This is a genomic window from Nocardia sp. NPDC058244, assembly GCF_042882065.1.
Classification (GTDB): Bacteria; Actinomycetota; Actinomycetes; order Mycobacteriales; family Mycobacteriaceae; genus Nocardia.
This window is the reverse complement of record NZ_JBHVWX010000001.1, coordinates 1,254,949-1,267,614: the sequence shown is the minus strand read 5'-3', so window position 1 is coordinate 1,267,614 and position 12,666 is coordinate 1,254,949. Positions and strand designations below refer to the sequence as shown.

11 protein-coding genes are annotated in these 12,666 nt (G+C 70.1%); 6 read left to right on the top strand and 5 right to left on the bottom strand.

From position 1 onward, the window contains the following. Positions 1-51: 51 nt before the first annotated feature. The 4 genes from ACFVW6_RS05930 to fdxA all read right to left on the bottom strand — a co-directional run bounded on the left by ACFVW6_RS05930 (position 52) and on the right by fdxA (position 5,119). Positions 52-1,869: a protein kinase gene (locus tag ACFVW6_RS05930; protein ID WP_378823318.1), complete on the bottom strand. Its 1,818-nt coding sequence runs from the start codon at positions 1,867-1,869 to the stop codon at positions 52-54. Between the two features lie 73 nt (positions 1,870-1,942). Continuing rightward, the gene (locus ACFVW6_RS05925; protein WP_378823320.1) at positions 1,943-3,598 is read right to left on the bottom strand and encodes a GMC oxidoreductase; all 1,656 of its coding nucleotides are present in this window, start codon (positions 3,596-3,598) and stop codon (positions 1,943-1,945) included. Between the two features lie 109 nt (positions 3,599-3,707). Further along, positions 3,708-4,799, bottom strand: a complete 1,092-nt coding sequence (gene dapC, locus ACFVW6_RS05920) for a succinyldiaminopimelate transaminase (protein WP_378823322.1) — start codon at positions 4,797-4,799, stop codon at positions 3,708-3,710. Further along, positions 4,796-5,119 (bottom strand): ferredoxin, encoded by a 324-nt coding sequence (fdxA, locus tag ACFVW6_RS05915; protein ID WP_189026332.1) that lies wholly within the window; start codon positions 5,117-5,119, stop codon positions 4,796-4,798. Before fdxA ends, dapC begins: the two co-directional genes overlap by 4 nt. A 195-nt stretch (positions 5,120-5,314) precedes the next feature. Between fdxA and ACFVW6_RS05910 the strand changes: the two genes are divergently transcribed. The 3 genes from ACFVW6_RS05910 to ACFVW6_RS05900 are packed head-to-tail and all read left to right on the top strand — an operon-like array spanning position 5,315 to position 7,224. Then, entirely contained in the window at positions 5,315-6,154 is an 840-nt protein-coding gene (locus ACFVW6_RS05910; RefSeq protein ID WP_378823325.1) for an SH3-like domain-containing protein, read from the top strand. Continuing rightward, complete coding sequence (gene scnC / locus ACFVW6_RS05905) at positions 6,151-6,864, top strand: thiocyanate hydrolase subunit gamma (RefSeq protein WP_378823327.1); 714 nt, start codon at positions 6,151-6,153, stop codon at positions 6,862-6,864. The genes ACFVW6_RS05910 and scnC overlap by 4 nt, the downstream gene beginning before the upstream one ends. A 12-nt stretch (positions 6,865-6,876) precedes the next feature. Beyond that, positions 6,877-7,224 (top strand): thiocyanate hydrolase, encoded by a 348-nt coding sequence (locus tag ACFVW6_RS05900; RefSeq protein WP_378823329.1) that lies wholly within the window; start codon positions 6,877-6,879, stop codon positions 7,222-7,224. A gap of 25 nt (positions 7,225-7,249) precedes the next feature. Here ACFVW6_RS05900 and ACFVW6_RS05895 read toward each other — a convergent pair whose 3' ends face one another. Beyond that, positions 7,250-9,850, bottom strand: coding sequence for a bifunctional FO biosynthesis protein CofGH (locus ACFVW6_RS05895; RefSeq protein ID WP_378823331.1), 2,601 nt, complete (start codon positions 9,848-9,850; stop codon positions 7,250-7,252). Between the two features lie 148 nt (positions 9,851-9,998). On the opposite strand from ACFVW6_RS05895, the gene ACFVW6_RS05890 reads away from it, so the two are divergent. The 3 genes from ACFVW6_RS05890 to ACFVW6_RS05880 all read left to right on the top strand — a co-directional run bounded on the left by ACFVW6_RS05890 (position 9,999) and on the right by ACFVW6_RS05880 (position 12,609). Then, positions 9,999-10,499, top strand: a complete 501-nt coding sequence (locus ACFVW6_RS05890; protein ID WP_378823333.1) for a PH domain-containing protein — start codon at positions 9,999-10,001, stop codon at positions 10,497-10,499. Positions 10,500-10,546: 47 nt separating this feature from the next. Continuing rightward, on the top strand, positions 10,547-12,112 hold the full coding sequence (locus ACFVW6_RS05885; protein WP_378825557.1) for a PH domain-containing protein: 1,566 nt from the start codon (positions 10,547-10,549) through the stop codon (positions 12,110-12,112). Positions 12,113-12,240: 128 nt separating this feature from the next. Next, positions 12,241-12,609, top strand: a complete 369-nt coding sequence (locus ACFVW6_RS05880; protein WP_378823335.1) for a DUF1622 domain-containing protein — start codon at positions 12,241-12,243, stop codon at positions 12,607-12,609. The last annotated feature ends 57 nt before the right edge of the window (positions 12,610-12,666 follow it).

Sequence of the window (12,666 nt, the reverse complement as noted above, 5' to 3'; positions counted from 1 at the left end):
CCAAGATCGCCCGAACCGAGCTGTCGGCCGGCGCGTGGCGAGCACCCACCGCTACAGCGGCGCCCACAGGTACCAGCCGAGCTGGGTCGATTCGAACGAGCCGCCCGCCGCGGCGACCTCGACGACGACCGGCTGGCCGACACCGTCGACGGCGCGCCGCACCGCGAGGGTGAAGGGCTCACCGGCGCGCGGGCGCCACGCCGTCACGGTGGCGTTCGCGCCGAGCGCGGCCCCACGGGTGGTGGTGGGATCCGCCGTGGCGTGGCGACCGAGATAGGCGTCCGCGTCGGCGGCGGTGGCGTACTGGGTGTACCAGGAGGTGACGCCCAGCGAGTCGGTGCAGGTGATCTGCCGGACCGGCACCGGATCACCGGGTTGCACGATCAGCGCGCCCGTGGGGAAACACTTCGAGTCCGACCACCCCGTGGCGGTCGGATCCTTGGGCAGCATCTGGGGGAAGTCGGAGACCAGCGAACTGTGCTCACCCCACGACGCGGCGGGCGGCGGCGCGATCCGGCCGGGCCGCACGAACTTCCAGTAGACCGCACCGATCCCGACCACCCCGACACCGCCCACCATGGCGAGCACGAGCAAGGTGACCGCGAGCGCGCGCCAGCGCGACGACACGGACTTGCGCGGCGGGGCGGACCGCGCGCCCGGATGCGGGGCGTAGCCGGGTGGCGGCGCGTGCCAGCCGGGACCACCCGCGATCGGCAGCTGCGGTGCCGAGGGTGGCGGCGCTACGAGCGTCGCCATCGAGCTCGACTCCGGCTGCGTGCCGGGCCGAGGCGCCGGGTGGCCCGAACCGGGTGCGCTCGGCCCCTGGTGGCCAGAGCCGGGTGCGCTCGGCCCCTGGCCGCCCGAGCCAGATGCGCTCGGCCCCTGGCGGCCCGGGTCAGATGCGCTCGGCCCATGGTGCGATGCCCGCTCACCGTGCCCGGACGGCGTGAAAGCCGTCGGCACTTGCTGATTCGGAGCGGATGGCGACTGCGCGTTTCGCACCGACGACGGCTGCGCGCGCGAGGCGGGCGCACCGCCGAGCGCGTCCACCGCCGCCCGGGCGAATTCCGCACAGCTGTCGAATCGTTCGGCCGGGTCCTTGGCCAGCGCGCGGGCGATCACCGCATCGATACCCGGCGGCAAGGACGGAACCGTGGCGGACGCGCGCGGCACCGGCTTGCTCAGATGCGCGGCGACCACCGCGCCGGGATTGTCGGCGGGGAACGGGCTTTCGCCGGTCAGCAGGGTGAACAGGGTGCAGCCCAGCGAGTACTGGTCGGAGCGGTGGTCGACGGACGCGCCGGAGAGTTGTTCGGGCGAGGCGTAGGCCAGGGTCGCCAGGAACGCGCCGGTCCGGGTGAGCTGGCGGGCGTCACCGCGCAGGCGAGCGATGCCGAAGTCGGTGAGCAGCACGCGGTCGCCGGCGCGGGCCGCGGCCAGCAAGATGTTGGCGGGCTTCACATCCCGGTGCAGCACACCGCGCTCGTGGGCGTAGTCCAGCGCCTCGGCGGTCTGGGCGACGATGTCGATCGCGCGGGCGGGGTCCAGTGCCGCGCCGCGGAACACCGACGCGTCGGTGCCGTCGACGTACTGCATGGAGATCCACATCAGACCGTCCTCGACCCCGCGGTCGAGCACCGACACGATGCCGGGATGGTCCAGGTGCGCCGAGACATCGGCCTCGCGTTCGAACCGGCCGCGCACCTCCGGGTCCGAAGACAGTTCGCGATTCAGCAGTTTCAGCGCCACCTGGCGCGGCAGCCGCGGATGCGCCGCCAGGTAGACGGTCCCCATTCCACCCCGGCCGAGCAACCGTTCGATCCGATACCCGGCGAACACCGAGCCCGCGCCGAATTCCACCCCGTGCATCCGTGACGAGCCTTTCGATCCCATACCGCTCCGACTGCCGGACCCTAGCCGATCCGGCAGCCGGAACGCGAGATCAGCGCAGATCGTCGGCGATGATCCGCTCGATATTGCGCTCGGCCAGCGCGGTGATGGTGACGAAGGGGTTCACGCTGGTGTTACCGGGGATCAGCGCGCCGTCGATGACGTAGAGACCCGGGTAGCCGTGCAGGCGACCGTAGTTGTCGGTGGCCTCGTTGAGCACGCAACCGCCCAGCGGGTGATAGGTGAAGTCGTCACCCCAGGTCTTGTAGACGCCGAACAGATCGGTCCGGTAGATCGTGCCCTCCTTCTTGTTGATCTTGTCGAAGATCCGCTTGGCGGCGTCGATCGAGGACTGGTTCCAGGCGGTCTGCCAGTTCAGATCCACCTTGCCGGTGCCGGAGTTGAAGGTGAACTTGCCCCGGTTCGGGTTCTTCGTGATCGCCAGGTACAGGCTGACATAGGTCTCGATCCCGGACGGGAACGGCGCGACCTCGGCGAAGGCCGGACCGCCCGCGTCGGCCCAGTTGTCGATGCCGAGGCACGGCATGGCCGACTGCAGGCTGCCGGTGGCGTCCCACATGTGATTGGCCCGCCCGACCATGACATTGCCGTTGTTGCCCCACTTCTGCCCCACCGCGTCGGACAGATTGCGCAGCTGCCCTTTGGCTTTCATCGCGACCAGCAGCTTGCTGGTGCCGACGCTGCCCGCCGCGAAGAAGACCCGGTCCGCGGTCACCTTCTTGGTCGAGGTGGTCCGGCCCTGCGTATCGATCACCGCCATCTCCACCTCGTAGCCGCTGCCGCTGGGCGTGACCGAGGTGACCATGTGCTGGGCGGCGATGGTCACCTTGCCGGTGCCGGTGGCCGCCGCCAGGTAGGTCTTGTCCAGCGAGCGCTTGCCCGCGTTGTTGCCGTAGATCACCTCGCCGGCGAGCGCGGACCGGCGCACCGTGTTCGCCTGCTCCTTCTTCATGTACTCGAAGTCGTAGACGTTGGGCACGAAAGTCCAGCCGAATCCCGATCTTTCGGCATGCTTGCGGCCGACCCGCGCGAACTGGTAGCACTCGGCCGATTCGAACCAGTTCTGGTCGATGGTGTTCACCCCGAGCGCGCTGTTGGCACGCGGGTAGTAGGTGGCGTACATCTCGTCGGCGTTCACCGAGGGCAGGATGGCGCCGAAGTTCTCCCGCTTCGGCGTCACCGCCATGCCGCCGTTGACCAGCGAGCCGCCGCCGACGCCACGGCCCTGGTAGACCCGGATACCGCCGAAGCCCTCGGAGTCGAGCACGCCGGTGTAGCGGTCGATGTCCTTGTTGTAGGACCCGCCCATGAAGTACCCGACCGGCTGATCGGTGGTCTCGCGCAGCCAGTAGGAGCGGCCGTCGGGCTTCAGGACCGGACAGAAGATGTCGCCGTCGGGCCCCGGCTTGGTCCAGGACATGCCCATCTCGGCGACGAGGACGTCGACGCCCGCCTCGGCCAGGCGCAGCGCGGCGACCGAGCCACCGTAGCCGCTGCCGATCACCAGGGCGGGCACCTTGTCGCCGTCGGCCGCGGGCGCCGCCGCGGCGACCGCGCGACTCGCCAGCACGGCCGCGCCTAGCGTGAAACCTGTTGCAGCTAGGAACCCACGGCGCGAAATGCCCCGGGTGTATTGGTACTGACCTGGCTTTTCATACAAGAATTCACGCACAGAGAGGCTCCTCATCGAGACTGCAATGAGAACCTGTTATACCGAGACTTGCACTGAAACGAACGTGTTTCGAACAAACGAAACCCCGGGCACGACGGTGCCCGGGGTTTGCGGAGGCGGTGCTTCAGGCCAGACGTTCGGCCGCGGCGGCCACCCGTTCGTCGGTCGCGGTGAGCGCGATCCGCACGTGCTCCGGCGAGCGCGGACCGTAGAAATCACCGGGCGCGGCGAGGATTCCACGCTCGGCCAGCCAGTCCAGGGTGCGTCGGCACGCCTCGCCGCGGGTGGCCCACAGGTACAGTCCCGCGTCGGAGTAGTCGATCCGGAAACCGGCCTCCTGCAATGCCTTTCGCAGGATCTCGCGACGCGCGCGATAACGCTCGCGCTGGCGCGCCTCGTGCTCGTCGTCGGTCAGGGCGGCGGTCATCGCGGCCTGGATCGGGAACGGCAGCATCATGCCGGAGTGCTTGCGCACCTCGAGCAATTCGGCGACCAGTTCCGGGTCGCCCGCGACGAAGCCGGCGCGGTAGCTGGCGAGATTCGAGGTCTTCGACAGCGAGTGGATCGCCAGCAGGCCGGTGTGGTCGCCGTCGCACACGCGCGGGTCGAGGATCGAGACGGCCTCACCCTCCCAGGTCAGGCCCAGGTAGCACTCGTCGGAGGCGACGACGGCCCCGCGCTCACGCGCGAACGCGACCACCTTGCGCAGGTGCTCGATACCGAGCACCTTGCCGGTCGGGTTCGACGGCGAGTTCACGAAGATCAGCGCGGGCTTCTGCGGGCCGATCTGGGTCAGACCGTCCGCGCGCCACGGCTTGGCGCCCGCCAGCAGCACACCGACCTCGTAGGTCGGGTAGGCGATCTCGGGGATCACGACGAGATCGTCGGCGCCGAGCCCGAGCAGGCGCGGCAGCCCGGCGATGAGCTCCTTGGTGCCGATCACCGGCAGCACGGCGGCCGGGTCGACGCCGGTGATCCCGAACCGGCGCGCCATGGCCGCGACGGCGGCGGCGCGCAGCTCAGGGGTGCCGTGCGTGGTCGGGTACCCGGGCACCTCGGCGACCGATCGCAGCGCCGCCTGGATCAGCGGATCGACCGGGTCGACCGGCGTACCGACCGACAGGTCGACCAGCCCACCGGGGTGGGCGGCCGCCTTCTCCTTGACCGCGGCGATCGTGTCCCAGGGGAAATCCGGCAGCAGGCTGCTGACCCTCATTCTTCAGCCATGGGCGGCAGCGCCTTGATGAAGGCCGGGTCGAAGTCGACCTTGCCCACCTTGGTGGCGCCACCGGGGGAACCGAGCTCGTCGAAGAAGTCGACGTTGGCGTTGATGTAACCGCTCCACTGGTCCGGGGTGTCGTCCTCGTAGAAGATCGCCTCCACCGGGCAGACCGGCTCACACGCACCACAGTCAACGCACTCGTCGGGTTGGATGTAGAGCATGCGGCCACCCTCGTAGATGCAATCCACGGGGCATTCCTCGATGCACGCCTTGTCCTTCACGTCAACGCACGGTTCAGCGATGATGTACGGCACTGCCGTTCTCCTAGTCTGTCCTCACCTGCGGTGGTACTCCGCCACCGAAACCCTATCCCGAGACCGCACCTCAGTCCCAGGTCAGCCTGCCCTAACTCGCACTCTCGATCAGCCGATCACTCTTTACCTCCGGCGTATCGGACCCTAGATTCAGAACAGGATCTCGTTGTCGTCAGCGCAACGAAGGGAGCCGCCATGAGTACGGCGGAAGATCGTGCGGCCGCGCTTGATCTGGTAGCCCGGCTGAAATCCGCATATCCCGAACTTCCCGACGCGCCGCCGCCGGACCTCCTCGACCACGCGCGGCTGTGGGCCTATCTCAAGACCGACCACGATGTCGGCGGTGAACCCGACGCTGCGATCACCTACGAGAACAAACAGTACGAGGTCTGGGAGCACAACACCTATGTGATCTGCGAGGTACTCGCCTGGCGCGGGATCTGGCTGTCCGAGGAGCGGCGCCGGATCGGCAATGTCGACCTGGGCCGCACCAGGTACCTGGGCCTGCCGTACTACGGCCGCTGGCTGCTGGCCGTCGCCCGGGTGCTGGTCGAGAAGCAGCACATCGGCCTGACCGAACTCAGTGAACGCCTGCTCGAGGTCCAGGCGCGGTACGTCGACGGCCTGGGCGGGAAACCGCCGACCGCCCAGCCGAAGTTCGAGGGCGACGGCACGGGGGTCGTCCGCAACCGCCACCACCTCGCTGCGGTCGGCAAGGGCGATCCGCAGGTCTTCGCCGGGCAGGCGGGCGCGGCGGCCTTCGCGGTGGGCGACGCCGTGCGGGTCAGGGAACTGCCCGCGCTGTTCTACACCCGCACGCCGGAGTATGTGCGCGGCGCGGTCGGGCGGATCACCTCGCTGGCCTACGAGAGCCCGGCCCCCGAGGACGAGACGTGGGACCGGCACGACGCGACACCCGAGTGGTTCTACGTCGTCGAGTTCGAGCTCGCGCGCCTGTGGCACGGCTACACCGGCACCGCCGCCGACGTGTTGCGCACCGAGATCCCCGAACGCTGGCTCCAGGTGGCGTCATGACCGGCCACGGGCACGATCACGATCACGATCACGAGCGCACCGTGGCTCCCATGGTCGACGAGATCACCGATTTCGAGGTGCTCGAGATCGCGCTGCGCGAACTGTGCATCGAGAAGGGGATCTTCACCGCCGAGGAGCACCGGCGGTTCACCGAGTTCGCCGAACAGATCGGGCCGACGCCCGCGGTGCGCCTGGTGGCCAGGGCCTGGCTCGATCCCGACTTCGAGGCGCTGGCGCTGGCCGAGCCGATGACAGCGAGCAAGGCGGTGGGCGTGGACTGGCTGGAGCCGACCGGTTTCGGCACGCCCAGCGACTTCACTGCGTTCTCCATCCTCGCCGACACCCCGACGCTGCACAACGTGATCGTGTGCGCGCTGTGCTCGTGCTACCCGCGCCCGATCCTGGGCAACTCGCCCGAGTGGTATCGCACGCCGAACTACCGGCGCCGCATGGTGCGCTGGCCGCGTCAGGTGCTCTCGGAGTTCGGGCTCACCCTGCCGCCGGAGGTCGCGGTGCGGGTGCACGATTCGAATCAGAAGCACCGGTTCATGGTGCTGCCGATGCGGCCCGACGGCACCGACGGCTGGACCGAGGATCAGCTCGCGGAGATCATCACCAGGGACTGCCTGATCGGCGTCGCGCTCCCGAAGCCGGGGGTGACCACCAACGTGATCACCGCGACCCGGCCCGCCATCCACCCGGCGACCTAGCGGAAGGCAGCGATGAGTACTCCACGCGAGATCGCGGCGTTGCGGGCGATCGTCGATCGCGACCAGGTGTGGCCCCGGATGGCCGCCGAGTACGGCGTGACCAATCCCCTGCCACCGTGGAAGTCCAGCCTGGACGGCCTCTGCGACGCGCTCGATCACGCCACGTGCGCGCCGGGCGGCCTGGACTTCCAGGCCAGACGCGACGACGAGGACACCCTCGCGGCGACCGTCTACCCCAGCCTGCCCTACCCCGAGAACCAGCTCGTCGCCCTGGCGCACTCGCTGGTGGCCCGGGGCGTCATCGACGAGACCGAGCTGGCGGAGCGCCTGATCAGGATTCGAGCCCGGCTCGAATCCTGATCAACCCGTACGGCATTCGCCGCGCTCAGCCGATCGTCAGCGGCAGCGCCACCGGCTTGGGCGGCACCGTGCCGTAGACGGTGGTGCGCTCGCGCACCGGCCGGTCGATGCCGGCGGCGATCTCGGTGAGCTCGGCGACGGTCTTGGCCGAGCCGTGCTGGGAGCCCGCCATCCGGGAGATGGTCTCCTCCATCAGGGTGCCGCCGAGGTCGTTGGCGCCGCCGGTGAGCATCATCTGGGTGCCGACGGTGCCGAGCTTGACCCAGCTGGTCTGGATGTTGTCGATGCGGCCGTGCAGCATGATCCGGGCCAGCGCGTGCACCGCGCGGTTGTCGCGGTTGGTCGGGCCCGGCCTGGCCGCGCCCGCCAGGTAGAGCGGGGCGCTCTGGTGGACGAACGGCAGCGGGACGAACTCGGTGAAGCCGCCGGTCTGGTCCTGGATGCCGCGCAGCACCCGCAGGTGACCCACCCAGTGCTTCGGGTTGTCGACGTGGCCGTACATCATCGTCGAGCTGGACCGGATGCCCAGCTGGTGCGCGGTGGTGATCACCTCGATCCAGGCCGAGGTGGGCAGCTTGCCCTTGGTGAGGACCCAGCGCACCTCGTCGTCGAGGATCTCGGCCGCGGTGCCGGGAATCGAGTCGAGCCCGGCCTCCTTCAGCGCCGCCAGCCAATCGCGGATGCTCTGGCCGCCACGGGAGGCGCCGTTGACGATCTCCATCGGGCTGAACGCGTGCACGTGCATCGACGGGACGCGGGCCTTGATCGCGCGGACCAGATCGGCGTACCCGGTGACCGGCAGCTCGGGGTCGATCCCGCCCTGCATGCAGATCTCGGTGGCCCCGTCGACGTGGGCTTCCCAGGCGCGGTCGGCGACCTCGTCGGTGCTCAGCGTGAACGCGTCGGCGTCGCCCTTGCGCTGGGCGAACGCGCAGAACCGGCAGCCGGTGTAGCAGATGTTGGTGAAGTTGATGTTCCGGTTCACCACGTAGGTGACGTCGTCGCCGTTGACCGTGCGGCGCAGCGAGTCGGCCAGCGCCGCGATGGCGTCCAGGTTCACCCCGTCGGCGGTGGCCAGGGCGAGGTACTGGTCGTCGGTCAGGCCCGCCGGGTCGCGCTCGGCGGCGCGCAGGGCGTCGAGCACGTCCGAGTCGAGCCGTTCCGGCGCGGTGACGGCCAGGTCGCGGGCGTGTTCGCGGATGGTCTCCCAGTCGCCGAAGGCGCCGACGACCTCCTGGCCGAGCCCGGAATCGCTGCGGCTCTCGGTGTTTCGCCCCTCGGTGTCGATCGCGGTGTTCAGGTCGACGCGGCCGACCGAGTCCCACGATTCGTCCGGCTCCTGCCACGGCAGGCCGACCGGCAGCGCGTCGGGCCTGGCCAGGCCGGTCGCCGGATCGGTGAGCGCGGCGACGTGCGCGCCGATGCGCGGGTCGATCCACGGGTGGCCCGCGCGCACGTACTTCGGGTGCGCGGAGGTGCGTTCGACCAGGGTGTAGCCGGCCGCCTCGGTGATCTCGCGCAGGGTGTCCAGGTTCGGCCACGGGCGTTCGGGATTCACGTGGTCGACCGTCACCGGCGACACCCCGCCCCAGTCGTCGATGCCCGCGTCGATCAGCGCGCGGCAATCGCTGTGCGAGACCAGGTTCGGCGGCGCCTGCACCGGAACATCCGGTCCGAGCAGCAGTCTCGTCACCGCGACGGTGGCCAGGAACTCGGCGACATCGGCGTCGGGGACATCGCGCATGGCGGTGTCGTCCTTGGCGCGGAAGTTCTGCACGATCACTTCCTGGATGTGCCCGAACTCGCGGTGCTGCTTGCGAATCGCCATGATCGACTCGGCGCGCTCGGTGAGCGTCTCGCCGATGCCGACCAGGATGCCGGTGGTGTAGGGCACCGAAAGCCTGCCGGCGTCGGTGATCGAGCGCAGCCGCACCGCGGGGTCCTTGTCGGGACTGCCGTAGTGGCACTGCCCCTTCTCGGTGAACAGCCGCGTCGAGGTGGTCTCGAGCATCATGCCCATCGACTGCGCGACCGGCTTGAGCCGGGCGATCTCGGCCCAGCTCATCACGCCGGGGTTCAGATGCGGCAGCAGGCCGGTCTCCTCGAGCACCAGGATGGAGACGGCGCGCAGGTAGTCCAGGGTGGAGTCGTAGCCGCGCTCGTCGAGCCACTGCGCGGCCTCGGGCCAGCGGTCCTCGGGCCGGTCGCCCAGGGTGAACAGGGCCTCCTTGCAGCCGAGCGCGGCGCCCTCGCGGGCGATCGCGAGCACCTCGTCCGGTTCCAGGAACATGCCGTGGCCCTCGGCGCGCAGCTTGCCCGGCACCGTCACGAACGTGCAGTAGTGACACTTGTCCCGGCACAGCTTGGTGAGCGGGATGAAGACATTGCGCGAATAGCTGATCGTGCGGGGCCTGCCCGCCGATTCCAGGCCCGCGTCGCGGACCCGGGCCGCGCTGGCGCACAGATCGGCGAGATCGTCACCGGTCGCGTGCAGCAGGACGGTCGCCTCGTCGACATTGAGGGTGACACCGTCGCGTGCCCGGCGCAGCGCCCGGCGCATGGCGGCGGGAGTCGGCGGCGGCAGGGGAACGCTCGGGTTCGGAAGCTCGGTCACCCCGTCGATCATGCGCTACTTCTTTCCGGAACGTGCGGTCGGCTGGTCACGGGCCCGGCTGGGCACGAGTTTGTCGTCCTCGTCGCACGACAACCCTCCGCACGACCCCGCATATTCCCGAGGGGGTGAACTCCCCGGCCGCGCATGGAACCATGGCTTCATGTCGCTGCCGCGCTCCACCATTCTGGCCGAACCGGCCTGGCGTCCGAGTTCCAAGGCCAAGCTGCTGTGGGCGCTGGAGAACGCGATCGTGATCGCGGTGCTGTGCGTGGTGCTCGTCGGGTGGACACTGCTCGACAGCGACCATCGTGGATGGCAGCTGGTCGCGGCATTGGCCGTGGCCGCGCTCGCGGTGCTCGGGGTGGTCGTGGTGCCGCTGTGGCGGTACGCGGTGCACCGCTGGGAGGTCACCGACGAGGCCGTGTACACCCGGGTCGGGTGGCTGGATCAGGAGTCGCGGGTCGCGCCGATCTCGCGGGTGCAGACCGTCGACACCGAGCGCGGACCGCTGGAGCGGATGCTCGGGCTGGCCACCGTCACCGTGACCACCGCGTCCTCGGCGGGGGCGGTGAAGATCAGCGCCCTGGATCTGCCGGTCGCCGAGCAGACCGTGGCCCGGCTGGCCGCCATCGCCGCCCAGCACCGCGGGGACGCCACGTGAGCACTCCGCCCGCGCCGCAGGCCGAGTGGCAGCGACTCGATCCGCGCATGCTGATGGTGTATCCGATCAACGAGATCATGAAATACATTCCGGTGCTGCTCGGTTCGATCATCGTCGGCACCACCAGCGGCAATCCGCTGTGGAGCCTGATCCCGGTGACCCTGGTCGCCGGGTTCGGTGTCGCCCGCTGGTTCACCACCTCCTACCGGATCGACGCCGACCACGTGCAGCTGCGCAGCGGCATCGTGCAGCGCCGGACCCTGTCGGTGCCGCGACCGCGGATCCGGTCGGTGGACGTGGAAGCGCCGCTGCTGCACCGCGCGCTCGGGCTGGCGGTGCTGGCGATCGGCACCGGCAAGCAGACCGACAAGGGCGAGGAGTTCAAGCTCGACGCGCTCGACACCAGCCGGATTCCGGCCCTGCGGGCCGAATTGCTCTCGCACACCGGGCAATTCCCCACCGACCAGCCGGGATCGCCAGGGGCGCCGCATGTCGCGCCCCACGACGCGGTCACCGAAGCCGGAGTCGAGATCGGGCACTGGCGGGCCGCGTGGGTGCGCTACGCGCCGCTGTCGCTGACCGGGCTGGCCGTGGTCGCGCCGATCGCGGGCATCGGCGCGCAGTACGGGCTCATCGACATCCTGTCGGAGTCGCCCGCCGTGCAGCATCTCGACGACGACAGCCCGCCCATCGTCGCGATCGTGATCGTCGGCCTGTCGCTGTTCTCGGTGGCGCTGGTGAGCGTGGCCGCGTGCGCCCAGTACCTCGCGACCTGGTTCGGGCTTCGGGTGATCGACAACGGCGCCACCCTGCACCTGCGCCACGGCCTGTTCACCACCCGGCAGATCACCCTGGACCTGGCCCGATTCCGCGGCGCGACGCTCAACGATCCGCTGCTGCTGCGCGCCGCCAGGGCCGCGCAGCTGGAGATGATCATGACCGGGGAGAACCCGCGGCAGAAGATCCTGCCGCAGGCGCCGCGGTCCGCGGTCGAACGCACCCTCGACGAGCTGCTGCGCACCCGTCGCAAGCCGGACGGGCCGCTCGGTGCCGCCACGGCCTCCGCCGGTGGCGGCGAACCCGCGGTCCCGCCCGCGTCGCTGACGAAACAGGCCGCGCCGCAACCGATCACCGGCGCGGCGCTGGGCACGATCGAGCTGGTCCAGCACGGTCCGGCGGCGCGTCGGCGGCGCTACACCAAGGCCGCGTGGCCGGTCGGTGGGCTGATCGTCGTGATGCTCGTCCTCGCCCTGGTCAGCGGCCCGCTGCCGGGGTGGCTCTGGGGTCTGCCCGGGGCGTTCGCGGTGATCATGGCCGCGCTGGCGGAGGACCGCTATCGCAGCCTCGGCCACCGGGTGCTGCCCGGCAGCACCGGCCCCACCTGGCTGATCACCCGGCGCGGCAGCCTCGACCGCAATCGTGACTGCCTGGAAGCCCCCGGCATCATCGGCTGGACCATCCGCCGCACCTACTGGCAGCGGCGGGCCGGGCTGGCCACCGTGGTCGCCGCGACGGCGGCGGGCAAGAAGGCCTACCTGGTGGACGACATCCCGTTCGACCAGGCCGTCGCGCTCATCGAGGCCGTCACGCCCGGGGTGCAGGGCAGCCGCTGACCGGCCGTCACCGGTCGGCGATCACGCCGCACCCGCCGGTCGGCCCGAGTGTCGGCCCGCCGCCGCGCCCGCGCGCGGCGTAGCGTTCCGTACAGCGTGCTCTGTGCTGTGGACGGAGGCTGGTTGGTGTGGAGTTCACCGAGATCATCGAGACCGCGGGTCAGGCGCTCGACGGCGCGGGCGTCGCGGCGATCGTCATCGGCGGGCTCGTCGGCACCGTCAAGTTCGTCCGCGCGCTGGCCGGGCACACGGATTTCGACGTCGCCTATCGCGTCTACCGGCGCGGCCTCGGCCGGGCCATCCTGCTCGGGCTGGAATTCCTGGTCGCCGCCGACATCATCCGAACCGTCGCCATCGCACCGACTTTCACCAGTGTCGGGGTCCTGGCCCTGATCGTGCTGGTCCGGACCTTCCTCAGTTACTCGCTGGAGCTGGAGCTCACGGGCCGATGGCCGTGGCAGCGGCCGCTCGAGGACGCGGCGACCACGGCATCCTGATCGAGCCCGCCCGCGGCGGAGACCGCGAAACGGCCGGAAAGCGAACGCTTCCCGGCC

Bases quoted from the DNA above. Each gene is read 5' to 3' on its own strand.
- ACFVW6_RS05930 (WP_378823318.1), bottom strand. From the start codon at position 1,869: ATGCACGGGGTGGAATTCGGCGCGGGCTCGGTGTTCGCCGGGTATCGG.
- ACFVW6_RS05925 (WP_378823320.1), bottom strand. From the start codon at position 3,598: ATGAGGAGCCTCTCTGTGCGTGAATTCTTGTATGAAAAGCCAGGTCAG.
- dapC (WP_378823322.1), bottom strand. From the start codon at position 4,799: ATGAGGGTCAGCAGCCTGCTGCCGGATTTCCCCTGGGACACGATCGCC.
- ACFVW6_RS05910 (WP_378823325.1), top strand. From the start codon at position 5,315: ATGAGTACGGCGGAAGATCGTGCGGCCGCGCTTGATCTGGTAGCCCGG.
- scnC (WP_378823327.1), top strand. From the start codon at position 6,151: ATGACCGGCCACGGGCACGATCACGATCACGATCACGAGCGCACCGTG.
- ACFVW6_RS05900 (WP_378823329.1), top strand. From the start codon at position 6,877: ATGAGTACTCCACGCGAGATCGCGGCGTTGCGGGCGATCGTCGATCGC.
- ACFVW6_RS05895 (WP_378823331.1), bottom strand. From the start codon at position 9,850: ATGATCGACGGGGTGACCGAGCTTCCGAACCCGAGCGTTCCCCTGCCG.
- ACFVW6_RS05890 (WP_378823333.1), top strand. From the start codon at position 9,999: ATGTCGCTGCCGCGCTCCACCATTCTGGCCGAACCGGCCTGGCGTCCG.
- ACFVW6_RS05885 (WP_378825557.1), top strand. From the start codon at position 10,547: ATGCTGATGGTGTATCCGATCAACGAGATCATGAAATACATTCCGGTG.